Origin of the sequence: Streptomyces sp. A1136 (assembly GCF_004795055.1) — a bacterium.
Classification (GTDB): domain Bacteria; phylum Actinomycetota; class Actinomycetes; order Streptomycetales; family Streptomycetaceae; genus Streptomyces.
This window is the reverse complement of record NZ_SSBJ01000011.1, coordinates 15,270-40,069: the sequence shown is the minus strand read 5'-3', so window position 1 is coordinate 40,069 and position 24,800 is coordinate 15,270. Positions and strand designations below refer to the sequence as shown.

Here is a 24,800-nt window from a genome sequence, read left to right as displayed (position 1 = left end):
AGGGCCCGGACACGGCCTAGGCGTCCCAGGGGTCGTCGAACTCGTCGCGGACCCGGTCCACCCGGCCCCGTCCCCGGGCGTTCCGGCCCTGGGCGTTCGGGTCCTGGGGATCGCGGTCCCGGGCGTTCGGGTCCCCGGCCTTGCGTCCGGGGTGCGGCGCCTCCCCCCGCCCGCGCGGCTCCTCCCGCTCCTCGCGCCGCCTCTCCTCGCCGTGGAACCGGTCCTCGATACCCATGCTGTCCGCTCCGTGAGGGGTGTCGGTGGTCGGGCACCGACCACATTCGCACGGGCGGACAACGGCCGCATTTCGATCAGTCGCGCCGCGTTCCCGCCGTCCGTTCCCGCTCGTCGGCGGCGCCCCCGGCACCGACCAAGCCCCGGGGGACACCGGCCAGCCGCGGCTCGAAGCGCCGCATCTCGCGCTGCCCGCCGGCCGCTATGACCGCCGGCAGGTAACCCCGTACGCCCTGCATGCCCCGCAGCCACCACTGCGCGTATACGTGCGGCGAGCGTCGCTCGATGCCGGCCACGATCCGGTCGACGGCCGGCCCCAGCGGATACGTGCGGTTGGCCGGCCACGGCAGCCGCCCGCGCAACTCCCGCATGACCTCGTCCCGGTCGGCGCCGCGCACCATGTCGGTGTCGGTCCAGGAGAGGTAACCGACGCCCACCTTGACTCCCTTGTAGCCGACCTCGGCGCGCAGGCAGTGCGCGAAGGCCTCCACCCCGGACTTGGAGGCGCAGTAGGCCGTCATCATCGGCGCCGGGGTGATCGCCGCGAGGGAGGCGATCTGGAGGAAGTAGCCGCGGCTCTCCGTCAGTACGGGAAGGAACGCGCGGGCGGTCACCGCGCCGCCGATCAGGTTCACCTCGATCACCCGGCGCCAGGCGTCCGGGTCGGAGTCGACGAACGGGCCGCCGGCGGCGACACCCGCGTTGGCGACGACGACGTCCACCTTGCCGAAGCGCTCCTTGACCTCCCGCGCGACGCGGGCCATGGCCTCGTGGTCGGTGACGTCGGCGTGCCAGTGGTCGCTGTCGGTGTGCAGCCGTTCGGAGACCTCCTTCAGGGCCTCCGGCTCCAACCCGACCAGGGCGACCTTGGCACCGCGCGCGGACAGCTTCCGGGCCAGCAGCTCGCCGACCCCGCGGGCGGCGCCGGTGACGACGGCGACCTGGCCTTCCAGACTCCTGCGAGCGCTCACGCTGTCTTCTCCTTCGGGGTGGTGTCGAGCGGGGCGGTGTCGGGTCGTCGCGGTGCGGGGAGCCGGGCGGTCAGCTCGCGTATCACGCGGGTGACGGCTTCCGGCGCCTCGATCGGGGTCATGTGGCCCGCGCCGGGCAGTTCGGTGAGACCGGCGCAGTCCGGCAGCGCCTCGGCGAGGGCGCGGGCGTGCGGGATCGGGGTCAGGCGGTCGTCCGTGCCGCCGATGACGGCGGTGGGCACGGTCAGCCCGGCCAGGTTCGCCTCCAGGTCCAGGCCGGCGAGCACCTGCGACCAGGCGTACCGGACGCCGGTGGGGCAGCCGTGCACGATGCGGGCGCAGGCCTCGACCTGGTCGGCCGTGGCACGGGGGCCCATGGTGGCGTACTTCAGGACCCGTTTGCCCAGGGGCGTGACGGGCCCGAGGGGAGCGCGTGATCCGAGGATCGCGCCGGTGATACGGGTCCGCGCGCGCCCGGCGCGCACCGGCAGGACCAGCGCCTCCGCGACCAACCGTGCGCTGCCGGTGCTGCACAGCAGGGCGGCGGCGACGTGCTCGGCGAAGCCGGGCCGCCCGGCCGCGGCCATGATCGTCATGCCGCCCATGGAGTGGCCGGCGACGACCGCCCGCTCGCCGGGGGCGAGGGTGGCCTCCAGGACCGCGACGAGGTCGTCGGCGAGCGCGCCGGTGGTGTACCAGCGTCCGGCGGGGCTGCGTCCGTGCCCGCGCTGGTCGTAGGCGACGACCCGGTGGTCGCGGGCCAAGTCCCGTATCTGGGCGGCCCAGAACGCGGTGGAGCAGGTCCAGCCGTGGGACAGGACCACGGCCGGCGCGTCCTCGTCGCCGTGGACCTCGACGTGCAGTCGGGCCCCGTCGGCGGAGACGGCGACCAGCTCGCGCCGGGCGGCCGGGGGCGCGTACCGGCCGGAGGTGACGTACGCCGGGCGCCTCATGCCGCGCCCTCCTCGACGGAGGCGGCGGGGGCGGCGGGGGCGCCCTCCGGGGCCGGGGCGGGGCCGGGAACGACGGCCGGCGCCGTGGGCGCGGGAACGGCCGCCCGGGCGGTGACGCGCTCCCGCTCCCGGACGCGCAGGACCTCGTACTCCGCGAGGTCGACCGACCGCGTCTCGCGCCGGAACTCGCCCGTGGTGCCGGGCCAGACGGTCGTGTTGCGGCCGTCGGCGTCCAGGTACCAGCTGGTGCAGCCGCCGGTGTTCCAGACCGTCCGCTTCATCCGGTCCTGGACGTGCCGGTTCCAGGCGTTGACCGCCGAGGGCCTGGCGGCGAGGGCGGCCCGCCCACCCAGCACGTCCAACTGGCGCAGGTAGTCCGCCATGTAGTTGAGCTGCGACTCGATCATCAGGATCATCGAGCTGTTGCCGAGCCCGGTGTTGGGTCCGATGATCGTCATCCAGTTGGGGAAGCCGGCCGCCGTCGCACCGCGCAGGGCCCGCATCCCGTCCTTCCACGCGTCCGCGAGCGTCTCGCCGTCCGCCCCCACCACCCGGTCGGCGATCGGCATGTCGGTGACGTGGAAGCCGGTGCCGAAGATGATCGCGTCGACCTCGGTCTCGGTCCCGTCCGCCGCGATCAGCGTGCGCCCGCGGACCTCCGTCAGCCCGGAGGCGACCACGTCCACGTCCGGCCGGGCGAGCGCCGGGTAGTACTCGCTGGAGAGCAGGATGCGCTTGCACCCGATCCGGTAGGAGGGGGTCAGCTTGGCCCTCAGCCCGGGATCCTTGATCGAGCGCGCCATGTTGGCCTTGGCCAGGGACTCGATCAGCCCGAGCTGGTTCGGCCGCTTCGTGAAGGCGCTGACCTGGAGTTCCCGGATTCCCCACAGCAGCCCGCGCCGCGCGGCCCGGGTGAAGGGCAGTTGCCGGTGCAGCCAGCGCTCGGCGGTGGAGATCGCCCGGTCCGTACGGGGCATCACCCACGGCGGGGTGCGCTGGAACAGCGTCAGGCGCTCCACCTCGGGGGCGATGGCGGGGACGATCTGGATGGCCGAGGCGCCGGTGCCGACCATCGCGACGCGCTTGCCGCGCAGGTCGTAGTCGTGGTCCCAGCGCGCCGAGTGGAAGACCTTGCCGGGGAAGTCGGCCAGCCCCGGGATCTCCGGTGTCTTGGGGTCCGACAACGGCCCGGTCGCCGACACCACCACGTCGGCGGTCAGCTCGCCGACGGAGGTCTCGATCTCCCAGCGCAGTTCCTCGGCGTCCCAGCGCATCATCCGCACCTCGGACCGCAGTCGGATGTGCGGGCGCAGCCCGAAGGTGTCGGCGACGTGTTCCAGGTACGCGCGGATCGCGGGCTGCCCGGAGAAGGTCCGGGGCCAGTCCGGGTTGGGTGCGAAGGAGAACGAGTACAGGTGCGACGGGACGTCGCACGCGCACCCGGGATAGCTGTTGTCGCGCCAGGTCCCGCCGACCGAGTCGGCCCGTTCCAGTACGACGAAGTCGGTGATCCCCTCGCGCCGCAGCCGCACCGCCGCGCCCAGCCCGCCGAACCCGGAGCCGATCACCGCCACCCGTACGTGTTCGCGCCCGTCCATGCCGCCCATGCCCGCCCGCCTTCCGCTTCCACTGTCCCAGCCGCACCGTCAACGAACCCTGCCAGCAATCACTGGCACAATCGGGAGCGTAGAGCAGCGCCGTACCCATGGGTAGGGGTCGCGGCGGGAAAGTTACCGGGGGTACGCCCTACGCTGCGCATGTGGCGGAAGAAAAGACACACGAATACCGTACGGAGGAGCTGGCCGAGGCGGCCGGCATCCCGGTCCGCACCCTGCGCTTCTACCGCGAGCGCAAGCTCCTGCCACCACCGCGCCGACAGGGCCGGATCGCCTGGTACGACGAGCACCACCTCGCCCGGCTGCGCACCATCGCCGCCCTCCTGGAACGCGGCCACACCCTCGGCGGGATCGCCGAGCTGACGGCCGCCTTCGAGAACGGCCGCGACGTCGGCCAACTCGGTGAGCTGCTCGGCATCGGCTCGTCCGAGGAGACCCCGGTACGACTGACGCCCGAAGCGCTCGCCGACTACTTCGAGGGGGAGGTGACACCCGAGAACCTGGCGGCCTCCCTGGACCTCGGCTACCTCGCCGTCGACGGCGACGAGATCGTGCACGTCAGCCGCCGCCTGCTGGAGGTCTCCTCCGCGCTGGTCCGCGAGGGCGTACCGCTCGCGGCGGTGCTGGAGACGGGCCGCCGGGTGCGCGAGCACGCCGACGCGATGGCGGCCCTCTTCACGGAGCTGATCTCCGCGCACCTGCCGCAGGACGCGCTGCCCCGGCTGCGTCCGCTCGCGAAGAGCGTGGTCGAGGCGGAGCTCACCATGGCGATGGACCGCCGACAGGCCTACGACAGGGGTCAGGAGCCCAGCTCGTAGACGACCGTCACCGGGGCGTGGTCGGACCACCGCTCGGGGTGCGTCTCGGCGCGCTCCACCCACGCCTTGACGGCCCGTTCCGCGAGCTTCGGGGTGGCGACCTGGAGGTCGATGCGCCAGCCGGCGTCGTTGTCGAAGGCCCGGCCCCGGTAGGACCACCAGGAGTACGGCCCGTCGGTGTCCGGGTGCAGCACCCGCACCACGTCGACGTACCCGGCCTCGTCGTACACCCTGCCGAGCCACTCCCGTTCCTCGGGGAGGAACCCGGCGTTCTTGCGGTTGGTCTTCCAGTTCTTGAGGTCGGCTTCCCGGTGGCAGATGTTCCAGTCACCGCAGACCACGACCTCGCGCCCGTCGGCGGCGGCCCGCACCCTGAGCTCGGCGAGGTGGGCGATGAACTCCTCCATGAACCGGTACTTCTCGTCCTGCTTCGCGGTCCCCGCCTCGCCGGACGGCAGGTACAGGCTCGCCACGGTCACGCCGGGCAGGTCCACCTCGACGTACCGGCCGGAAGCGTCGAACTCCGCGCTCCCGAAGCCGATCCGCACCCGCTCGGGCGCCCGGCGCGTGTAGAGCGCGACCCCGGCCCGTCCCTTGACGGCGGCCGGGGCGAACACGGTGTGCCACCCCTCAGGCTCCCGCGCCTCCACCGGAATCTGCCCCTCCTCGGCCCGTACCTCCTGGAGGCACACGACGTCGGCGTCGGACCCGGCGAGCCATTCGACGAAGCCCTTCTTCGCGGCGGCGCGGATCCCATTCACATTCACGGTGGTCACGGTGAGCATCCCCGCACGATAGCGGGAGCGTTCCGTACGATGTTCCGATGTCTCACGGGATAACCCTCCGCGCCGTGCCGTACGACCACCCGGACGCGGTCAAGCTCAACGACCAGGTCCAGCTCGAATACCAGGCCCGATACGAGGGCGAGGGCGATGCCACCTTCCTCGACCCGTTGATGTTCGCCCCGCCGAACGGCCTGTACTACGTGGCGTACGACACATGGGAGGCCCCGGTCGCGAGCGGCGGCTGGCGCGCCCGGGACGAGAGCCCGGAGGGCTACCTCGACGGCGACGCGGAACTCAAGCGCATGTACGTCGTACCCGAGGCCCGCGGCCTGGGCCTGGCTCGCCGCATCCTCTCCGTCCTCGAAGCCGACGCCCGCGCGGCGGGACGCCTGCGCATGGTCCTGGAGACGGGCGACCGCCAGCCGGAGGCGATAGCCCTCTACCGCTCCTCCGACTCGGACTGCGCCAAGTTCGGCTACTACCGCGCGTACGAGGCCAGCGTCTGCATGGCCAAGCCCCTGACCCCGTGACGGCGGGCACCGCCCGACGGCCCGCGGCGCCCGGGTCGTGGGCGGCCGGGGAACCATCCGGCCCACAACGCAGAAGATCCCGCCCGGTCTTGCGACCGGACGGGATCTTTGACGTCCCCGGGAGCTACCCGCGAACTGTCGTTTGTGGACCTGTGGGGATTTGAACCCCAGACCCCCTCGATGCGAACGAGGTGCGCTACCAGACTGCGCCACAGGCCCTTGCGACGTGTGAAACATTAGCATCCCCGCGCTGGTGCTCCAAAACCGGTTACCGGAGCGTCAGCGCAGGTCATCGATCACTCGTTCGCGGCGCGCGGGCGGGACTCGCCCTCGTACTGGTCGAAGAGCGGGGTACGGCCGCGCTCGCGGCCGCGGGGGCGCGGGGCGGACGGGGTCGGGGGCTTCTGCTCGGCCGCCGCGGCCTTCGGGGGGCCCGGCTGGGCGCGCAGGCGGGGTTCCGTCGGTTCCGCGGTGCTGGAGCGGGTCGCGCTCCAGGCGTCGGGGGCCGCCGGGCCGGTGGCCCGGGGGGCGACCGGGGCCGTGACATAGGTCGGCAGCGGCACCGGGACGGGCTCCCAGCTGTCGCCGCGCGCGGGACCCCGCTCGCGCTCGCGCTGCTGGTCCACCCACTCGGCGTGGTCGGTCTGTTCCACCACCGCTCGCCGCCCGGCCTCCTGCGGGGACACCGGCGGCGCGGGGTCCGGTTCGACGCCGGCCTGGGCCTCGGACTCCCGGCGGCGCGAGTGGTGCTCGCGCAGCCGCCGGGCGGCCGCCTCGGCGCGCCGGCGGTCCATGGTGAACTCGTAGCGGCGGCGCTCCTGGACCCGCAGGTGCACGATGTACGCGCTCAGCAGCAGCGCGGGGACGGCCGGCGCCCACAGGAAGCGCAGACCGCCGACGGCGGCGACGACCGCGCCCAGCGTGAAGATCAGGAAGAGCAGCGCGGTGGTGCGCCGGCGGCGGGCGAGGACCTGGAGACGCTGCTCGCGCCGGGCCCGCTCCGCGCGCTGCGCGCCGGCCGACCTCGGTTCCGCCCTGGTCGGGGGCACGACGAAAGCCCGGGCGTCGGCGTCCACGGAATTCACCGTTTCCGTCGCCGCGTCCGGGTCCGCGTGGGGTTGGGCTTCCACCTCTTCGGCACCGCGCTCACGCAGTCCCTTGGCGTAACGGCGCTCCATTCCCGCCCGGCCGGAAAGCAGCCGGATGGCAGTGGAGAAGCGTTCCGTCGGACGGGCCTCGTTCAGCTCGTCCTGCCTCCGGAGCCACATGGGCACCAAGTAGGCGGCCCAGGCCCCGACAATGACTGCGTAGATGAGGCCGCTGCTGCTCACACCCCACACCGTAGAGGGATGCGGCCGCGGGGATCGGCCAATTGAGCCGGCGTGTCGCACGATCTCGCTGATATCACGGACTTTTTTTGTGATTCTTCGGATCAGGTTATGGGCGAATCGGCCAAGAATTCGAACGCTTTTGCGATTTCGCTATTTCGAGAGCCCCCGGGGACCCTGAGAGCCCGTGGGACCCGAAGGCCCGGCGGTGCCCGTGGGTCCCGCGCCGCCCGGAGGTCTTTCCCCGCGTCGCGCCGTCACGGTGCGGTGCCAGCGGCGCAGCAACCCCTCCGGCACTTCCTCGGCCGTGAGCGCGAAGACGAGGTGGTCCCGCCAGGCCCCGTCGATGTGGAGGTAGCGCGGTCGCAGCCCCTCCTCGCGGAAGCCGAGCTTCTCCACCACCCGCCGGCTCGGGCCGTTCTCCGGCCGGATGCACACCTCGATCCGGTGCAGCCCGACCTTCGCGAAACAGTGGTCCACGGCGAGCGCCACGGCCGTCGGCATCACCCCGCGCCCCGCGACGTCGCGGTCCACCCAGTAGCCCACGTGCCCCGCGCACATCGACCCCCAGGTGATCCCGGCGACCGTCAACTGGCCGACCAGCCGCCCCCGGTACTCGATGACGAACGGCAACATCCGCCCCGCGTTCGCCTCCGCCCTCAGGTGACGCACCATCTGACGGTACGTCGGCCGGTGTACCACCGGCCCCCACGGCGCGGGCGGCGGGATCGTCGCCTCCCACGGCCGCAGCCAGTCGCGGTTGCGGCGGTTGACCTCACGCCAGGCGCGCTGGTCGCGCAGCTTTATCGGCCGGAGCGTGACATCACCGTCCGTCAGCACCACGGGCCAGGAGGGGCCGTTCAGCTCGCGCTCCCGGAGGGTCTGCGGGGGGGCGCGGGGTGGTCGCCGCCCCGGATCTGGTCGACGGCGTGCGCCAGGATGCGCTCCAGCACCGCGAGGCCGTCGCGCACCCCGCCCGTGGAACCGGGCAGGTTCACGATCAGGGTGTGGCCCGCCACGCCCGCCAGGCCCCGGGACAGCGCGGCCGTCGGCACCTTGGCCAGGCCCTCGGCGCGGATGGCCTGCGGGATGCCGGGCACCTCGTAGTCCAGTACCCGGGCGGTGACGTCGGGGGTGCGGTCGGTCGGCGAGATGCCGGTGCCGCCGGTGGTCAGGATCACGTCGTACCCGGCGGCGACGCCCTCGCGCAGCGCCTCTTCGACGGGTTCGCCGTCCGGCACGACGCGCGGCCCGTCCACGGCGAAGCCCATCCGGCCGAGGCCCTCCGCCAGCAACGGGCCGCCCTTGTCCGCGTACACGCCCGCCGAGGCGCGGTTCGACGCGGTGACCACCAGGGCGCGCGGGATGCGTACCGGCTTCCGCGCCGCGTCCGGCTCGGCCGCCCACGCCTCGCCCGCCACCGGCGGGACGTGGCTGTGGCTGAAGGCCTCACCGCCGCGCGGGGGGTTCACGCGCGGCTCCAGTCGCCGGACTTGCCGCCGGTCTTCTCCTCCACCCGGACGTCGGTGATGACCGCGCCCTTGTCGACGGCCTTGACCATGTCGATGACGGTGAGCCCGGCGACGGCGACCGCGGTCAGCGCCTCCATCTCCACGCCGGTGCGGTCGGTCGTCTTGACGGTGGCCAGGATCTCGACGGCGTCGTCGGCGACCGACAGGTCGACCTTCACCCCGGAGACGGCCAGCGGGTGGCAGAGCGGGATCAGGTCGGGGGTCTTCTTCGCCCCCATGATCCCGGCGATCCGCGCGGTGGCGAGGGCGTCGCCCTTGGGCACGCCCTCGCCCCGCAGCAGCTCGATCACCCGGGGCGAGACGAGGACGCGCCCGCTCGCGCGGGCCGTCCGGGTGGTGACGTCCTTCGCCGAGACGTCGACCATCCGGGCCGCCCCGGCCTCGTCGATGTGCGTCAGCCTGCCGTGCTGAGGGGGTCGGGGGGGCTCCCCCCGGGAAAACGCTGCCATAGGTTCGTGCCGCTCCCGCTCCGGGCCCCGCAAGGGCCTGTGTGGTGCAACACGCTACCCGCACCGGACGGTCCTCAGCCGAGCAGGATCACTTCCAGCTCGGCCCCCGGCTCCAGGGTCGTGACGTCCTCCGGTACGACCATCAGCGAGTCGGCGTGCGCGAGGGCGGCGATCAGGTGGGACCCCGATCCGCCGACCGGGCTGACCGTCCCGCTCTCCGCGTCGTACGCGCCGCGCAGGAACTGGCGGCGGCCGGCCGGGGAGCCGATCGCCCGGTCGGCCTTGAGCACGGCCCGTACGGCCGGACGACTGACGTCGGGCAGGCCCATCAGCGCGCGGATCGCGGGGCGGACGAACAGCTCGAAGGAGACGTAGGACGACACGGGGTTGCCGGGCAGGGCCAGCAGCGGGGTGTGATCGGGGCCGATGGTGCCGAAGCCCTGCGGCTTGCCCGGTTGCATGGCCAGCTTGCGGAAGTCGATCCCCCCGCCGTCGATCTCCTCGGAGCCGGTGGCGACCGAGGTCAGCGCCTCCTTGACGACGTCGTACGCGCCGACGCTGACCCCGCCCGTGGTGACCAGCAGATCGGCCCGGACCAGCTGGTCCTCGATGGTGGCGCGCAGCGTCTCGGCGTCGTCGGCGACGGCGCCGACCCGGTACGCGATGGCCCCGGCGTCCCGCGCGGCCGCCGCCAGCGCGAAGCTGTTGGAGTCGTAGATCGAGCCGGCGGTCAGCGACTCGCCCGGCTGGACGAGTTCGCTGCCGGTGGACATGACGACCACCCGAGGTCGCGGCCGGACCCGTACGCTGCCCCGCCCGATGGCGGCGAGCAGCGCGATCTGGGGCGGGCCGAGCACCGTGCCGGTGGCCAGCGCCAGGTCACCGGCCTGTACGTCGCTGCCGCGCGAGCGGACGTGCGCCCGGGCGTCGGCGGCCCGGTGCACCCGCACCTCGCCGCCCGCGCCCTCGGGCGCGGCGCTGGCCGGGGTCATCCCCGAAGCCGCGCCGCCTCCCGCGCCGCCGTCGGTCCACTCGACCGGTACGACGGCCTCCGCTCCGGGCGGCAGCGGCGCGCCGGTCATGATGCGGGCGGCCTGGCCGGGCCCGACGGTGGGCAGCTCACCGCTGCCCGCCGCCACGTCCCCGATCACCGTCAGCACCGCGGGGAACTCCTCGCTCGCCCCCTGGACGTCGGCCACGCGGACGGCGTAACCGTCCATGGAGCTGTTGTCGAAGGGGGGCAGGGCGACGGGCACGGTGACGTCCTCGACCAGGACACAGCCCTGGGCGTCGAGCAACTGGAGTTCGATGGGCTCCAGCGGTCGGACGGCGGCGAGGACGTCCGCGAGGTGCTCGTCCACCGACCACAGGCGGTGCGTGCCGGTTTCCTGCGGTGCGTCGGGACTGCTCAAGGTCCTACATCTCCTCCGTGACGTAACGGTGAAGCCAGGTACGGAACTCGGGGCCCAGGTCCTCCCGCTCACACGCGAGTCGGACGATGGCCCGCAGGTAGTCGCCGCGGTCCCCGGTGTCGTAGCGGCGGCCCCGGAAGACCACGCCGTGCACCGGTCCGCCCACGCTCTCGTCGGCGGCAAGCTTCTGCAGGGCGTCGGTCAGCTGGATCTCGTTGCCGCGGCCCGGCTCGGTCTCCCGCAGTATGCCGAAGATCGCGGGGTCGAGGACATAGCGTCCGATGACCGCGTAGTTGCTGGGGGCGTCCGCGGGCTCGGGCTTCTCCACGAGTCCGGTGATCCGCACGACGTCCGGGTCGTCGGTGGCCTCGACGGCGGCGCAGCCGTAGAGGTGCACGTTCGCCGGGTCGACCTCCATCAGGGCGATGACGGTGCCGCCGCTGCGGCCGTGGACGTCGACCATCTGGCGCAGCAGGGGGTCGCGGGGGTCGATGAGGTCGTCGCCGAGCAGGACGGCGAAGGGCTCGTCGCCGACGTGCGGCTCGGCGCACAGCACGGCGTGGCCGAGGCCGCGCGGGTCGCCCTGGCGGACGTAGTGCATGGTGGCCAGGTCGCTGGATTCCTGGACCTTCTTGAGCCGGTCGTCGTCGCCCTTGGCGATGAGCGCGGACTCCAGCTCGTAGTTGCGGTCGAAGTGGTCTTCGAGCGCGCGCTTGTTACGTCCTGTGATCATGAGTACGTCGTCGAGTCCCGCCGACACGGCCTCTTCGACCACGTATTGGATGGCGGGCTTGTCCACGACCGGAAGCATTTCCTTCGGGGTCGCCTTGGTCGCCGGGAGGAAGCGAGTGCCGAGGCCCGCGGCCGGGATGACGGCCTTCTTGATCACGGGGTGCAACTGATTCATGCGCAGAACGATAGTGGGTTACGGGCAAACGCCAGGTCAGATTCCGGGGCGAAGCTCCCGGTCTGTGCCGATTCGGAAGGAAATCTGATTCAACTGTGGTAGGCAACCAGTCGGACCCGTCCGGCGAGCGGGCGGCCCGCGTGGCCGAGAAGGCGGCCTTGCGCCGCGAGCTGCTCGCCGCCCGCCGGGCCCGGTCCCCCCGATCACGTCGTACGGCGGCCCGCGCGCTCTCCCGCTCCGCCCTGGCACTGCCCGAACTGGCCGGAGCGGCGACGGTCGCGGCGTACGTCTCCGTCGGCACCGAGCCGGGCACCCGCGAACTGCTCGACGCGCTGCGGGCCGCGGGGAAGCGGGTGCTGCTGCCGCTGCTCCTGCCCGACAACGACCTCGACTGGGCGGTGTACGAGGGCCCGGAAAGCCTCACCGAGACCGGGCACGCGGGGAAGATGACGCTGCTCGAACCCTCCGGGCGGCCCCTCGGCGCGGACGCGGTGACCGGGGCGGACGCCGTCCTGCTGCCCGGCCTGGCGGTCGACGCGCGCGGCATGCGGCTGGGCCGCGGCGGGGGTTCGTACGACAGGGTGTTGGAGCGGTTGGAACGCGCCGGGGCACATCCCGCGCTGGTGGTGCTCCTCTACGACGAAGAGGTGGTCGCGCGGGTCCCGGAGGAACCGCACGACCACCCCGTCAGGGCGGTGGCCACCCCGTCCGGGGTGGTCCGCTTCTGAGCCCTACGGCTTGAGCGTCAGGGTGTCGACCGTGGCCTTGTCCACGGCTTCCTTCCCGAACGGCCAGTCCAGCAGTTCGCCCTTGGCCCACAGCGTGGTCTGGTCCGTGTAGTGGGCGCTGTACGCGTGACCCGAGGCGCCGGTCAGGTTGATCCAGCGGGACTTGTCGAGGTCGTTGAGGTTGACGACCATCCGCATGGAGGGCACCCAGGTGACCCCGTAGCCGCTGGAGGCGTTCCAGCCGGTGGCGTTGACCGTGGCCTCGCCGCCGCCCAGGTTCCACGGACCGCGGTTCAGCAGCCACCGCATGAAGCCGGGGCCCTCGGTGCCGATCGTCTGGTTCCTGAGCGTCAACTGGTGCAGTCGGCCCCAGCTCCAGGTGGACTGGTCCTTGCCGAGCTTGGCGGTCAGCTCCCAGCGGGCGTCCTTCATGGCCCGGGCGAACAGCTCGTCGCGGGTCGTGGTCGGCTTCTCCCGCACGGTGCCGGGCGACTTCCACCACGGCGACTTCTCGTCCTTGACCAGCCGGCGGACCACCTCGAACCAGCGGTCGCCGCCGTCCGGCTGCGCCGAGTCCGAGCCTCGGGTACCGCACTCGCGGACGACGTCGGCGAGGTCGTCGGCGGGCCCGTTGCCGCTGTCCTGGACGTTCATGCAGCTGTTCGTGACGCGCAGTTCCTTCGGCATCTTGTCGCCGAAGGCCCGCTTGAGGATGTTGCGCCACACCGCGTTGAAGTAGGCGGCGGCCGCCGAGTCGGGCTCCTGGGTGTAGTTCCAGTCGTCCAGCAGCTTCTGCGCCGAGCGCACGTCCGGGTCCGAGACCGGGATCTTGGTCAGCATCGGGGTCAGCAGCGCGGCGATCTCGCTGCTGTTGTCCATCTGCATGGTGCGCATGTCATCGGTGGAGATCTTGCCGTTGTCCTTGGTCTTCGCCTCGATGAGGTCGTTTATCCGCTGGCTGCGGGCGCCGTAGCCCCAGTCGGTGGTCAGCACGTACGGGTACTTGCCCGCGCCCGTCCCGCTCTCGGTGACGGCCTGGTTGGCCGTCACGATGTAGCCCCGCGTGGGGTTGAGGTCGTACGGCATCTCGTCCTGCGGGACGTAGCCGGTCGCGCCGTCCTTGCCGCCCTTCCAGGCGTACTTCGGGTCCCAGCCGGGCGCCGGCATGCGGCCGTCGCCTGCGCCGCGGATCGGGATGCGGCCCGGAGCCTGGTAGCCGATGTTGCCGTTGAGGCCCTTGTTGTCGGCGTAGATCAGGTTCTGGGACGGCACCTCGAAGTCGCGCGCGGCGGCGCGGAAGCCGGCGAAGTCCTTGGCCCGGTCCAGCTTGAAGACCGCGTCCATCGACTTGCCAGGGTCCAGCGCCGTCCAGCGCAGGGCCACGCCGTAGCCGTCGCCGCGGTCGGGGGCGGAGCCGGAGACCGGGGCTCGGGAGCCGACGGTGGCGAGCTCGTCGCTGCGGTCGGAGATCAGCGGGCCGTTGTTGGTGGTGCGCACCGTGATCCGCTTGCTCTTGCCGCCGGCGACCTTGATCTCCTCCTCACGGGTCGTGAAGGGGACCACCTTGTTGTCGTAGACGTAGCCGTCGGGCTTGATCTGCTCCAGGTAGAGGTCGGTGACGTCGGCGCCGAGGTTGGTCATGCCCCACGCGATGTCGGCGTTGTGGCCGATGACCACGCCCGGCATGCCGGAGAAGGTGAAACCGGCCACGTCGTACTGGCAGCGCGGTGAGGCGGCGCGGCAGTGCAGGCCCATCTGGTACCAGACGGAGGGCAGCTGGGGCGAGAGGTGCGGGTCGTTCGCGAGCAGCGGCTTGCCGGTGGTCGTGTACTTGCCCGCCACGACCCAGGAGTTGGAGCCGATGCCGCTGCCGTTGGGGCCGAGGATCGCCGGGATCTCGTCCAGGGTCTTGGCGAGGGAGGACAACTGGGTGCGCAGGCCGACGCTCGCGCCCTGGGCGGAGGCGTTGTCGGCGAGGCCCGTGGTGATACCGCCGTTCGGGGTGGCCTGCGAGCCGGTGCCGGTCGTACCGGTGGAGCCCGTGCCGCTCGTGCCCGTGCCGCTCGTGCCGGTGCCCGTCGTGCCCGCGCCCGTGGAGCCCGCGGACGCCGTGCCCTGGGGCGCGTACTTGCCGCCGGAGACGGAGCCGCCCTCGACGATCGGCTTGTTCCGGTCGAAGGGGTACGGCGGGTAGAGGTCCTCGATCTGCTGCGGCGAGAGCTTGCCGGCCATGAGCGAACGGTCGATCTCGTCCTGCATGTTGCCGCGCAGGTCCCAGGCCATCGCCTTGAGCCAGGCCACCGAGTCCACCGGCGTCCACGGCTCCGGCGTGTAGTCGCCGGTCAGCTTGAGGGCCGCGTGCTCCACGGAGAGGTCCTTGCCGGACTTCCCCTTCAGGTAGGCGTTGACCCCGTCGGCGTACGCCTGGAGGTACTTCTTGGTCTCGGGTGAGAGCTTGGTGTCGTACTCGGCCTGCGCGACCTGGCGCCAGCCCAGCGTGCGCAGGAAGGCGTCGGTCTCGACCTGGCCGGAACCGAACATCTCGGAGAGCCGCCCGGAGGTCATGTGGCGGCGGACGTCCATCTCCCAGAAGCGGTCCTGCGCGTGGACGAAGCCCTGCGCGCGGAAGAGGTCCTCGTCGTTGTCGGCGTAGAGCTGCGGAATTCCGTGCTCGTCGCGTTTGACGTCGACGGTCCCGGTCAGGCCGGGCAGCTTGAGGGAGCCGGTGGTCTGGGGATGGGAGGCACGGACGCCGTCGACGCTCCAGTACGCCCCGTAGCCGAGTCCCGCCAAGAGCGCCAGGACCATGACGAGCACGATCAGACGTGCGCGTCGTCCCTTCTTCTTGACGGAAGGGCCGGATGAGTTGGCGGGCATCGCTGTCCTTAGAGGGGCAGGGTGGTCCTGGGATTGCTGGAAGCAACCATAGGCGCAGGACCACCCCCGGTGATCCGCCAGGGGTCGAGGTCCGAAGGACAGGGCCGGACCGGCGTTTCACAATGTGGTTGTCGAGTAAAGACTCCGTCAAAGATTAGGTAAGGTAACGAAAGTGCTTGTCATACGTGCTCTCGGAGGAACGATCCGTCAGGGCACATGAGGGAAAGGGCCGCCCGCTGACCGTCCACACGCTCAATGAGCTCCTGCTGGTCTGCTCGCTCGTGCTGCTCGTCGCGGTAGCGGCGGTACGCGTCTCCTCGCGCAGCGGTCTTCCCAGCCTGCTCATCTACCTCGGCATAGGCATAGCGATAGGCCAGGACGGCATAGGCAACGTCGTATTCGACAACGCCGAGCTGACGCAGGTCATCGGCTACGCCGCACTCGTCGTGATCCTCGCCGAGGGTGGTCTGGGCACCAAGTGGAAAGAGATCAAGCCGGCCCTGCCGGCGGCGATCATGCTCTCCCTGGTCGGGGTGGCGATCAGCGTGGGGGTCACGGCGGCGGGGGCGCACTACCTGGTCGGGCTGGAGTGGCGCCAGGCCCTCCTGATCGGCGCGGTCGTCTCCTCGACCGACGCCGCGGCCGTCTTCTCGGTCCTGCGCAAGGTGCCGCTCCCCTCCCGCGTGACGGGTGTGCTGGAAGCGGAGTCCGGCTTCAACGACGCCCCGGTGGTCATCCTGGTGGTGTCCTTCGCGACCGTCGGGCCGGTGGACGACTGGTACGTCCTGATCGGCAAGATCGCCCTGGAACTGGCCATCGGCGTCGCCATCGGACTGACGGTGGGCTTCCTCGGCGCGTACGGCCTGCGACACGTGGCGCTGCCCGCCTCCGGCCTCTACCCGATCGCCGTCATGGCCATCGCCATCACCGCGTACGCGGCCGGCGCGATGGCGCACGGCTCCGGCTTCCTCGCGGTGTACCTGGCGGCGATGGTGCTCGGGAACGCGAAGCTGCCGCACTGGCCCGCCACCCGGGGGTTCGCCGACGGGCTCGGCTGGATCGCCCAGATCGGCATGTTCGTCCTGCTGGGCCTCCTGGTGACCCCGCACGAGTTGGTGGGCGACTTCTGGCCGGCGGTGATCATCGGACTGGTGCTGACGATGGTGGCGCGACCGCTGGAGGTATTCGTCAGCCTGCTGCCCTTCCGCATCCCCTGGCAGGAGCAGGCCCTGATGTCGTGGGCGGGCCTGCGCGGCGCCGTGCCCGTCATCCTGGCCACCATCCCGATGGTCACCGGGATCGAGGGGAGCGACCGGGTCTTCAACATCGTCTTCGTGCTCGTCGTCGTCTACACGCTGGTCCAGGGGCCGACGCTGCCCTGGCTGGCGCGCAAGCTGGAGCTGGGTGACACCGGCGAGGGCGCGGCGGACCTGGGCATCGAGTCCGCTCCGCTGGAGAAGCTGCGCGGACACCTGTTGTCGTTCGCCATACCCGCGGCCTCGCGGATGCACGGCGTGGAGGTCGGCGAGCTGCGGCTCCCGGCCGGGGCTTCGGTGACGTTGGTGGTCCGGGACGCCAAGAGCTTCGTACCGGCGCCGTCCACGGTGCTGCGCCGGGGGGACGAGCTGCTGGTCGTGGCGACGGACCCGGTGCGGGACGCGGCGGAGGCGCGGCTGCGGGCGGTCGCGCGGGGCGGCAAGCTCGCCGGATGGCTGGGTACGGGCCCCGACGGGACGTGAGCCCGGCCGACACGGAACGTTAGAGCGACGTTCTAAATCTGTGATTTCGCGGTCCGGTGGGGGTTTCTGCCCTGCTTTGGGGGCACACGGAATGCGAAGTTCCAGTTAATCGCAGGTGAAGACATTCCTTGTCGCCGGAATCACAGGGCACATGAGCCACTCTCTCTGTACGATAAAGGCACACCACATCGAACCAACTCTGCCTGACGCAGAGCTGGCGCGACCGCAAAGCGGCCGTGGCACCCTCCCGCAGTGGGCGCCCAGGTATCACTCGGTTCTGCGCAAGAGGACAGCTCTCGGGGCTCCCACATGTACGGGTGCGACTCGCCCACAAGGCGATGCACCGTCCGCAGACGGGGAGTTCTACCAGGCAGCGGAAAGGCAAGGCCGTGACATCCGCGGTCACGACCGACACGTCCGCCCGCCCCGGCTACGGGCAGCTCCTGCGCACGCCCGGCGCCCTCGGCTTCCTGCTCCCGGGCTTCGCCGCCCGGCTGCCCTTCGGAATGCTGACCATCAGCATCCTGCTGCTCGTCCAGCACACCACCGGCTCGTACGCCAACGCCGGCATCGTCGCCGCGGTCACCGGCATCTCCATGGCGCTCTGCGCCCCCGTGATGGGCAACCTCACCGACAAGCACGGCCAGAGCGCCGTCCTGCTGCCGGTCGTGCTCGTCCACGCCACCGCCGTGAGCGCCCTGGCCGCGCTCGCGCTGCTCGGCGCCCCCGTCCTCGCCCTCGCGGCCGCCGCGATCCCCGCCGGCGCCTCGGTGCCGCAGGTCGGCCCGATGGTCCGGGCCCGCTGGGCCGCCAAGCTGGACGGCTCGCCGTTGCTGCCGACGGCCGCCGCGTTCGAGTCCGTCACCGACGAGTTCACCTTCGTCGTCGGCCCGGTCCTCGCCACCGCGCTGTGCACCGGCCTGCACCCCTCGGCCGGCCTGCTGACCGAAGCCGCCCTGTCGCTGATCGGCGGGCTCTTCTTCGCCGCCCAGCGCGCCACCCAGCCCAAGGCACACGCCCAGACCGCCACCGGCACGCGGCGCGCGTCGGCCCTGTCCTTCCCGGGCCTGCGCGTCCTGATCGTCGCCTTCCTCGGGATCGGCGCCGTCTTCGGCGGCATGCAGGTTTCGATGGCCGCCTTCTCCAACGAGATGGGCAACCCGGGTGCGAACGGCCTGCTGTACGGCGTCTTCGCGGCGGGCAACATGGTCGCCGGCATCGCCTGCGGTGCCATCGCCTGGAAGATCGGCCCGCGCCGCCGGCTGCTGCTCGGCTACATCGGTCTGACCGCCGCCGCGTCCCTGCTGTGGACCGCCGACTCGATGATCCTGCTCGCCGCGCTCGGCCTCCTCGTCGGTCTGTGCATCGCCCCGGCCCTGATCACCGGTTACACGATGATCGAGTCGCTGATCCCGGCGAACGCCCGCACCGAGGCCTTCACCTGGCTGACCGGCGCGGTCGCCTTCGGACAGGCGATCGCGGTGATCGTGGCCGGCCGCCTGACGGACGCGCACGGCTCCGCCTACGGCTTCCTCGTGCCGGCCGCCGCCACGGCGCTGGCGCTGCTCACGCTGCTGTCGCTGCGGGCCCGGCTCGCGCCGAGGACCGGTGGCCGGATCGTGAGCTCCTCGGGCGCCCCGGAGGACCGGGAGGCCCGCGAGAGCCAGGACCGGCAGCGGGACCTCAGCACCGTCTGAGGGTGGTATCGGTCACCGCGCGGCCGAGATCGGTGGACTGTTCCGCCGGAATACGTCACCATGGAGCGTCGTTAGCACTCATTGAGTGAGAGTGCCAGGAGGAAATTCGTGCCGACCTACCAGTACCAGTGCACCGAGTGCGGTGAGGGCCTTGAGGCCGTGCAGAAGTTCACCGATGACGCGCTGACCGTGTGCCCGAACTGCGACGGACGCCTGAAGAAGGTGTTCTCAGCGGTCGGCATCGTGTTCAAGGGCTCCGGTTTCTACCGGAACGACAGCCGTGGCGCGTCGTCGAGCAGCACGCCGGCCTCCAAGCCGGCCGCTTCGTCCACCGCCGCCCCCGCCGCCGCCCCGGCCTCCTCGTCGTCGTCCACGTCGAGCGCGAGCAGCAGCGCCGGCTCGGCCGCCTGACGCCGTCCGCTTTCCGTAAGGCCCCGCCGCCCTCCTGGGCGGCGGGGCCTTACGCGTACCCGGCTAATGTGACCGTATGGCGAACGCAGAGATCGGTGTCATCGGCGGCTCGGGCTTCTACTCCTTCCTGGAGGACGTCTCCGAAATCCAGGTGGAGACCCCCTACGGCCCCCCGAGCGACTCCCTGTACCTGGGCGAGCTGGCCGGCCGGTCGGTGGCGTTCCTGCCGCGCCACGGGCGCGGCCACACGGTGCCGCCGCACAAGATCAACTACCGGGCCAACCTGTGGGCGCTGCGTTCGGTGGGCGTGCGCCAGGTTCTGGGTCCCTGTGCGGTGGGCGGCCTGCGGGCCGAGTACGGGCCGGGCACGCTGCTCGTGCCGGACCAGCTGGTGGACCGTACGAAGTCCCGGGCGCAGACCTACTTCGACGGGGAGCCGCTGCCCGGGGGCTCGGTGCCGAACGTCGTGCACACCACCTTCGCCGATCCGTACTGCCCGGTCGGCCGGGCGGCCGCGATGGGCGCGGCACGGGGGCGGGGCTGGGAACCGGTGGACGGCGGCACGATGGTCGTGGTGGAGGGGCCCCGCTTCTCGACGCGCGCCGAGTCCCTCTTCCACGCGGCCATGGGGTGGTCGGTGGTCGGCATGACGGGGCACCCGGAGGCGGTCCTCGCGCGCGAGCTGGGGCTCTGCTACACCTCGATGGCCCTGGTCACGGACCTGGACGCGGGCGCCGAGACCGGCGAGGGCGTCTCCCACACGGAGGTGCTGAGGGTGTTCGGCGAGAACGTCGGACGACTGCGCGAGGTCTTGTTCGACGCGGTCGCGGCCCTGCCGGGGACGGAGTCCCGGGACTGCCTGTGCACGCACGCGCATGACGGCTGGGACCTGGGCATCGAGCTGCCGTAGGTCCTGTCACCCCTGGGGGTGAGGGAGTTGTCCACAACCTGGGGACCGTCCACAGGCGCGAGCGGGATGCTCGGCGTAGGCGGATCGTGAGGGGTGTCCGGACGCCCGGTCCGGACACGGAACTCACTTCCAGGCGGTGTTCAGCATGTCCGCTTTCCTCTCCCCCACCTGTCCCCCTCCCCCGTCCCCTCCGGTGTCCGCTCCGACGCCCCTGCCGGCGCGTCCCGTACCGCTCTTCCCGCCCCTGCGGGTGGGGCGTGGCGGGGACCGGCTCCGGCGCGCCCTGCGTCGCCGGCGGCGGGCCGGGGCGGCCGGGCTGGCCGTCGTGGCGGCGGCGCTGGCGGTGGGCGGGACGGAGGCGCGGGCCTCCCGGGGCGCCGCGCCGCCGCAGGAGAAACCGCCGCCGGCCGTGGTGCGGATGGTGTCGGCGCCCGTGCGCATCGCGGACGGGGCAACGGTGCGGCTGCTGCGGCCCGGGGACCGGGTGGACGTGGTGGCGGCGGAGCGGGCGGGACCGCCCAGGGTGGTGGCGGTCGCGGCTCGGGTCGCCGAGGTGCCGGAGCCGGAGAAGACGCCGGGCGACGGCGGGGCCCTGGTGGTCCTGTCGGTGCCCCGGGACACCGCGCGGGCCCTCGTGGGCGCGGGCAGCGTGTCACGGCTGGCGGTGACGGTGTGCTGAATCGAACGAGCGAGCTGTCACCCGGCCCCGAGGCGGGCACCGATTGGACACGCGGGGCCCCGACTGCCGTAGTTTTCGAAGCCGTCGGCTCCGTGTTCCGTAGATGCGAGATGAGGCTCAGTCGTGAGCAAGAAGAACGAGAGCGTCCTGGCGGGCTTCAAGGCCTTCCTGATGCGCGGCAACGTCGTCGACCTGGCGGTGGCCGTGGTCATCGGCGCCGCGTTCACCAACATCGTGAACTCCGTGGTGAAGGGAATCATCAGCCCGGTGGTGGGCGCCGTCGGCACGAAGAGCCTGGAGGGCTACTCCTCCTGCCTGAAGGCCCCGTGCGGCGTCGACGCCAAGGGGGAGCCGACCGGCGTGAACATCATGTGGGGATCGGTGCTGAACGCCACGCTGACGTTCCTGATCACCGCGGCGGTCGTCTACTTCCTGATGGTGCTGCCGATGGCCAAGTACCTGGCCCGGATGGAGCAGCGGCGCAAGGCCCGGGAGGGCGTCCAGGAGACCATGGAGATCACCGAGCTGGAGGTCCTCAAGGAGATCCGCGACAACCTGGTCGCCCAGCGGAACGGCTCCGGGTCGGCCGGTGGGCACGTCCAGGGGGTCCAGGGACAGGGCTACGCGCAGGGGCCGGGCTACGGCCAGGGTTCGGGCTACGGCCAGGGGCGCGACGGCTCGATCTGAGCCCGCGCGCTCAGACGTGGTGCGGGGGCTTCTCGTCGAGGAAGCGGGCGAGGTCGGCCGCGCTCCCGCCGGCGGGGGGCCGCTCGCCCCAACCCCGGTCCGTGTCGTCCGAGGACTGTTGGTCCAGCGGGTCGCCGAAGTCGAGCCTCGGCTTGGACTTGGCCGTGGGCTTGGGCTTCGCCGCCGTGTCGGGTGCGGTGGCCCCGGGTCCGGTCGTGGAACCCGACGGGTCCGCGGGGTCCTGGCTGTCGGAGGCGGGAGCGGTGCTCATGCCTCCAGGGTACGGGCGCCCCGGTCGGCGCCCCCGGCCGGCGGGGGGCTCGCGCGTCCTGGCGGGCGTAGCACCACGGGCGTCCGGCCGGACAGCCTGCGGGGAAACCGACGCAGAGCCACGGCGCGCCGGTGCCTTCGGCCGCCCGCGTGGGCCGGCCCCGGCCCCCGGCAGCGGAGCGGGGCCCGGTCACGAGGTGCCGATACGGGGCTGAAGAGTCGGCGGGCACCGGGCCCACAGACCCGCACCGGGTACCGGTAGGCCACGCCGGAGGCCAGGAGGACGCCGGCGACCGCGTAGGGGAGCAGGGTGGGGTGGAAATCGCGCGGCAGCCGGCGGCCCGACACGATCGCGGCGACGAGCAGGAGCGTGAGCGACACCGCCGCACCGGCAGGGGTCGCCCGGATGGTGACGGGCCGCCGGCCGCCCGGCTTCGCAGTTCCGGGTGTGTCGGCCGTGGCCGGAAGGGGAGGCGGCGGGGCCGCGGTGAGTACCTCTGAGGGCTCGCGCACAGCCCTACGCTAGGCGATTCACCCCTTTTGGGGCGGTTCGGTGGCTTATGGGATGCGCCGTCCGGGTGAGGCGGTGAGGGTCCGTGCGGGGCACCCGTTTTTCCCCGGGGGCCCGCGCGCCTCGGCGGTCGCCCGGGGCACGACTGCTGTTCTGGGCGCCATGATCTACGTACACATGACCGCCCGGCGCCCGGACGAGGCACACCGGACCGCGACACCGCTGGAACTCTTCTTCGACCTCTGTTTCGTCGTCGCCGTCGCGCAGGCCGGCGCGCGGCTGGTCCACGCACTCGCCGAGGGCCATGTCGGCGCCGGCGTCACCGGCTACCTCTTCGTCTTCTTCGGAGTCTTCTGGGCCTGGCTCAACTTCTCCTGGTTCGCCTCCGCCTACGACTGTGACGACATCCCCTACCGGTTGGCGACCCTCGTCCAGATCGCCGGCGTGCTGATCTACGCGGCCGGGGTGCCGCGCGCCTTCGACAGCCAGGACTGGACCATCGCGATCCTCGGCTACGTGGTGATGCGGGTCGCGCTGACCGCGCAGTGGTTGCGCGCCGCCGCGGGCGAGAGCGGCCCGGCCCGCCGCTCGGCGCTGTTCTACGCCGTCGGCCTGCTGGTGTGCCAGGCCGGGTGGATCGCCCTGATCGCCGCCCCGGTGGGGGCGCGCCGCTGGTTGTTCCTGGTGCTCGTACTGGCCGAGATGTGTGTCCCCGTGATCGCCGAGAACCACCACCAGACTGCCTGGCACCCGCACCACATCGTGGAGCGGTACGGCCTGTTCACGCTGATCGTCCTCGGCGAGACGATCTCGGCGAGCACCGTCGCCGTACAGTCCGCCCTCGACGAGCACGAGGCCCTGGGCGTGCTGCTGCCGATCGCCGCGGGCGGCCTGCTGATCGTGTTCGGCGCCTGGTGGATCTACTTCGCGGTACCCGCGCACGAGCGGCTGTCCACCAACCGCCAGGCGATCCCGTGGGGGTACGGCCACTACGTGATCCTCGGGTCGGCGGCGGCCATCGGCGCGGGGATCGAGGTGGACGTCGAACACGCGGTCGGCACGGCGCACATCTCGCGGTTGGCGGCCGACCTGGCGGTCACCGTGCCCACCGCCCTCTTCCTCGTGGCCGTCTGGTTCCTGCACGCCCGTCACTTCAAGCGCACCGCGGCCCAGCAGATGCTGCTGCCGCTCACCGCGGTGGCGATCATGGCCTGCGCCTGGACCGGTGAGTACGCGGTGCTGTGGGCCGGGCTGGTCATGACGGCCTCGGTGGCGGTGGGCGTGACCTTGTCCGAGCGGACGCGTTCTGGTGCGTGAGTACAGACGAGTACGGACGGTCGGGGGGCGGTACGGCGACTGCGCCGACGACGAGGAAGTAGGTGCGGGCCATGACGGTCCCGACACAGCGGTACCCGGACCGGCCCGGGCAGGAACTGGCCGATCCGGCCTTCTGGCAGCTGCCCCCCGGTGAGCGGCAGGCCGCCTTCGCGCGGCTGCGGGCGCTCGACGCCCCGGTGTTCGTGGCGGAGGGTCGCGGGCGCGGCCATTGGGCGCTCGTACGGCACGCGGACGTGCAGGAGGCGAGCCGACTGCCGAAGGTGTTCGCCAGCGCGCCCGGGGTCACGACCCCCGAACCGGCCCGCTGGGTACGGGCGCTGTTCGGGGACTCCATGGTGAATCTGGACGGACCGGACCACGCGCAGCTGCGCAAGATCGTCCAGCGCGCCTTCACGCCGCGGCTGCTGGCGGCGGCCGAGGCCGACATCCACGCGGTGGCGGCCCGGATCGTGGACGACGTGCTGGCCGAGCGGCCCGACGAGTTCGTCTCGGCGGTGGCTTCCCGGCTGCCCCTGGAGGTCATCTGCAACATGATGGGCATCCCGGAGCACTACCGCCCGGAGATCGCCGACTGGGTCAACCACGCCTCCGAGAACATCGGGGTGGAGCGCGGCCTGACGGCGCGCCTGCGGATGCCCGGTCGGGGGTTGCGGGCGCTGGCCCGGATGCAGCGGATGGTCGCGGGCATCGGGCGCGAGCGGCGCAGGAACCCGCAGGACGACCTGATCTCCGCGCTGGTCCGGGCGAACGTGGACGGTCAGGCGCTCGGCGCCCGGCAGCTGGGCGCCTTCTTCTCGCTGCTGATGGTGGCGGGGGTGGAGACCACCCGTAACGCGATCACCCACGGTCTGACCCTGCTGACCGATTTCCCCGACCAACGGGATCTGTTGCTCGGCGACTTCGAGCGGTATGCCGACGGCGCGGTGGACGAGATGATCCGCCACTCGACGCCGATCATCCAGTTCCGTCGGACGGTGACCGCCGAGCACGAGTTGGGCGGCCACACGTTCGCGCCGGGCGACAAGGTGGTGCTGTACTACGCCTCCGCCAACCGCGACGAGGCGGTCTTTCCCGACCCGGACGCCTTCGACATCACCCGCTCGCCCAACCCCCACCTGGGGTTCGGGGGCGGCGGACCGCATTTCTGCCTGGGCGCGCACCTGGCCCGGGTGGAGATGAAGGCGCTGTTCCGGGAGCTGTTGACGCGGCCGGTGGGGTTGCGGGCGGTGGGCCTGCCCGATCTGGCGGGCTCCAACTTCGACAACCGGGTCCGCTCCCTCCGGTTCGCCTTCGACCGGCCCTGACGGGGCCCCGCGGGGGGTGACAGGCCCGGGCGGTCGGGTCGGGTGGCCGGCCCCGCCGGTCGGGGGCCGGCCACCGGGCGGGCTGGGGGCCCGGCGGCCGGGGAAGGGGGCGCG

Annotated in this window: 24 protein-coding genes, 1 tRNA gene and 1 pseudogene; 11 read left to right on the top strand and 15 right to left on the bottom strand. The window is 72.2% G+C overall.

All coding sequences use genetic code 11. From position 1 onward, the window contains the following. Positions 1-16: 16 nt before the first annotated feature. The 4 genes from E6R62_RS13070 to E6R62_RS13055 form a co-directional block, all read right to left on the bottom strand. Positions 17-235 (bottom strand): hypothetical protein, encoded by a 219-nt coding sequence (locus E6R62_RS13070; protein WP_136213550.1) that lies wholly within the window; start codon positions 233-235, stop codon positions 17-19. 76 nt (positions 236-311) lie between these two features. Then, positions 312-1,205 carry an SDR family oxidoreductase gene (locus E6R62_RS13065; protein WP_136213549.1) on the bottom strand — a complete coding sequence of 298 codons (894 nt, stop codon included), beginning with the start codon at positions 1,203-1,205 and terminating at the stop codon, positions 312-314. Beyond that, positions 1,202-2,158, bottom strand: a complete 957-nt coding sequence (locus E6R62_RS13060) for an alpha/beta fold hydrolase (protein WP_136213548.1) — start codon at positions 2,156-2,158, stop codon at positions 1,202-1,204. Before E6R62_RS13060 ends, E6R62_RS13065 begins: the two co-directional genes overlap by 4 nt. Continuing rightward, complete coding sequence (locus E6R62_RS13055; RefSeq protein WP_136213661.1) at positions 2,155-3,756, bottom strand: NAD(P)/FAD-dependent oxidoreductase; 1,602 nt, start codon at positions 3,754-3,756, stop codon at positions 2,155-2,157. Before E6R62_RS13055 ends, E6R62_RS13060 begins: the two co-directional genes overlap by 4 nt. Positions 3,757-3,917: 161 nt before the next feature. Between E6R62_RS13055 and E6R62_RS13050 the strand changes: the two genes are divergently transcribed. After that, on the top strand, positions 3,918-4,592 hold the full coding sequence (locus tag E6R62_RS13050; RefSeq protein WP_136213547.1) for a MerR family transcriptional regulator: 675 nt from the start codon (positions 3,918-3,920) through the stop codon (positions 4,590-4,592). On the opposite strand, the gene E6R62_RS13045 is transcribed toward E6R62_RS13050, so the two are convergent. Then, complete coding sequence (locus tag E6R62_RS13045) at positions 4,574-5,377, bottom strand: exodeoxyribonuclease III (protein ID WP_136213546.1); 804 nt, start codon at positions 5,375-5,377, stop codon at positions 4,574-4,576. The genes E6R62_RS13050 and E6R62_RS13045 overlap by 19 nt on opposite strands. A gap of 38 nt (positions 5,378-5,415) precedes the next feature. Here E6R62_RS13045 and E6R62_RS13040 point away from each other — a divergent pair, with 38 nt between their 5' ends. Continuing rightward, entirely contained in the window at positions 5,416-5,907 is a 492-nt protein-coding gene (locus E6R62_RS13040) for a GNAT family N-acetyltransferase (protein WP_206308715.1), read from the top strand. A 145-nt stretch (positions 5,908-6,052) separates the two neighbouring features. On the opposite strand, the gene E6R62_RS13035 is transcribed toward E6R62_RS13040, so the two are convergent. The 7 genes from E6R62_RS13035 to galU all read right to left on the bottom strand — a co-directional run bounded on the left by E6R62_RS13035 (position 6,053) and on the right by galU (position 11,535). Beyond that, positions 6,053-6,126 (bottom strand) — tRNA-Ala (locus E6R62_RS13035). A 77-nt stretch (positions 6,127-6,203) separates the two neighbouring features. Next, on the bottom strand, positions 6,204-7,238 hold the full coding sequence (gene glpR / locus E6R62_RS13030) for a gephyrin-like molybdotransferase receptor GlpR (protein ID WP_136213545.1): 1,035 nt from the start codon (positions 7,236-7,238) through the stop codon (positions 6,204-6,206). Between the two features lie 150 nt (positions 7,239-7,388). Continuing rightward, a complete protein-coding gene (locus E6R62_RS13025; RefSeq protein ID WP_136213544.1) occupies positions 7,389-8,078 on the bottom strand; it encodes a GNAT family N-acetyltransferase in 690 nt (229 codons plus the stop codon). Between the two features lie 17 nt (positions 8,079-8,095). Further along, positions 8,096-8,602 (bottom strand): molybdenum cofactor biosynthesis protein B, encoded by a 507-nt coding sequence (locus E6R62_RS13020; protein ID WP_136213659.1) that lies wholly within the window; start codon positions 8,600-8,602, stop codon positions 8,096-8,098. A 101-nt stretch (positions 8,603-8,703) separates the two neighbouring features. Then, a complete protein-coding gene (gene moaC, locus E6R62_RS13015) occupies positions 8,704-9,216 on the bottom strand; it encodes a cyclic pyranopterin monophosphate synthase MoaC (protein ID WP_136213543.1) in 513 nt (170 codons plus the stop codon). A gap of 74 nt (positions 9,217-9,290) precedes the next feature. Continuing rightward, on the bottom strand, positions 9,291-10,628 hold the full coding sequence (glp, locus tag E6R62_RS13010) for a gephyrin-like molybdotransferase Glp (protein WP_240801642.1): 1,338 nt from the start codon (positions 10,626-10,628) through the stop codon (positions 9,291-9,293). 4 nt (positions 10,629-10,632) lie between these two features. Beyond that, the gene (gene galU, locus E6R62_RS13005; RefSeq protein WP_136213542.1) at positions 10,633-11,535 is read right to left on the bottom strand and encodes a UTP--glucose-1-phosphate uridylyltransferase GalU; all 903 of its coding nucleotides are present in this window, start codon (positions 11,533-11,535) and stop codon (positions 10,633-10,635) included. A 95-nt stretch (positions 11,536-11,630) separates the two neighbouring features. On the opposite strand from galU, the gene E6R62_RS13000 reads away from it, so the two are divergent. Further along, the gene (locus E6R62_RS13000) at positions 11,631-12,263 is read left to right on the top strand and encodes a 5-formyltetrahydrofolate cyclo-ligase (RefSeq protein ID WP_136213541.1); all 633 of its coding nucleotides are present in this window, start codon (positions 11,631-11,633) and stop codon (positions 12,261-12,263) included. A 3-nt stretch (positions 12,264-12,266) separates the two neighbouring features. Here the strand turns inward: E6R62_RS13000 and E6R62_RS12995 are convergent, their stop codons facing one another. Beyond that, a complete protein-coding gene (locus tag E6R62_RS12995; RefSeq protein WP_136213540.1) occupies positions 12,267-15,140 on the bottom strand; it encodes a penicillin acylase family protein in 2,874 nt (957 codons plus the stop codon). Between the two features lie 185 nt (positions 15,141-15,325). Between E6R62_RS12995 and E6R62_RS12990 the strand changes: the two genes are divergently transcribed. The 6 genes from E6R62_RS12990 to mscL all read left to right on the top strand — a co-directional run bounded on the left by E6R62_RS12990 (position 15,326) and on the right by mscL (position 21,263). Further along, on the top strand, positions 15,326-16,879 hold the full coding sequence (locus tag E6R62_RS12990; protein WP_136213657.1) for a potassium/proton antiporter: 1,554 nt from the start codon (positions 15,326-15,328) through the stop codon (positions 16,877-16,879). Between the two features lie 389 nt (positions 16,880-17,268). Further along, positions 17,269-18,576, top strand: a complete 1,308-nt coding sequence (locus E6R62_RS12985) for an MFS transporter (protein ID WP_240801641.1) — start codon at positions 17,269-17,271, stop codon at positions 18,574-18,576. Between the two features lie 108 nt (positions 18,577-18,684). Then, positions 18,685-18,987 carry an FmdB family zinc ribbon protein gene (locus E6R62_RS12980; RefSeq protein ID WP_136213539.1) on the top strand — a complete coding sequence of 101 codons (303 nt, stop codon included), beginning with the start codon at positions 18,685-18,687 and terminating at the stop codon, positions 18,985-18,987. A gap of 76 nt (positions 18,988-19,063) precedes the next feature. Beyond that, entirely contained in the window at positions 19,064-19,897 is an 834-nt protein-coding gene (locus E6R62_RS12975; RefSeq protein WP_136213538.1) for an S-methyl-5'-thioadenosine phosphorylase, read from the top strand. Between the two features lie 193 nt (positions 19,898-20,090). Then, positions 20,091-20,576 carry a hypothetical protein gene (locus tag E6R62_RS12970; protein ID WP_136213537.1) on the top strand — a complete coding sequence of 162 codons (486 nt, stop codon included), beginning with the start codon at positions 20,091-20,093 and terminating at the stop codon, positions 20,574-20,576. A 123-nt stretch (positions 20,577-20,699) separates the two neighbouring features. Beyond that, positions 20,700-21,263 (top strand): large conductance mechanosensitive channel protein MscL, encoded by a 564-nt coding sequence (gene mscL / locus E6R62_RS12965; RefSeq protein WP_136213536.1) that lies wholly within the window; start codon positions 20,700-20,702, stop codon positions 21,261-21,263. Positions 21,264-21,273: 10 nt separating this feature from the next. Here mscL and E6R62_RS12960 read toward each other — a convergent pair whose 3' ends face one another. Continuing rightward, entirely contained in the window at positions 21,274-21,534 is a 261-nt protein-coding gene (locus E6R62_RS12960) for a hypothetical protein (RefSeq protein ID WP_136213535.1), read from the bottom strand. A gap of 212 nt (positions 21,535-21,746) precedes the next feature. Then, positions 21,747-22,046, bottom strand: a pseudogene (locus tag E6R62_RS40805) (MFS transporter); the annotation flags it as partial. A 160-nt stretch (positions 22,047-22,206) separates the two neighbouring features. Between E6R62_RS40805 and E6R62_RS12955 the strand changes: the two are divergent. Both E6R62_RS12955 and E6R62_RS12950 read left to right on the top strand, forming a co-directional pair. Then, positions 22,207-23,361 carry a low temperature requirement protein A gene (locus E6R62_RS12955; protein WP_240801639.1) on the top strand — a complete coding sequence of 385 codons (1,155 nt, stop codon included), beginning with the start codon at positions 22,207-22,209 and terminating at the stop codon, positions 23,359-23,361. 71 nt (positions 23,362-23,432) lie between these two features. Beyond that, the gene (locus E6R62_RS12950) at positions 23,433-24,686 is read left to right on the top strand and encodes a cytochrome P450 (RefSeq protein ID WP_136213534.1); all 1,254 of its coding nucleotides are present in this window, start codon (positions 23,433-23,435) and stop codon (positions 24,684-24,686) included. The last annotated feature ends 114 nt before the right edge of the window (positions 24,687-24,800 follow it).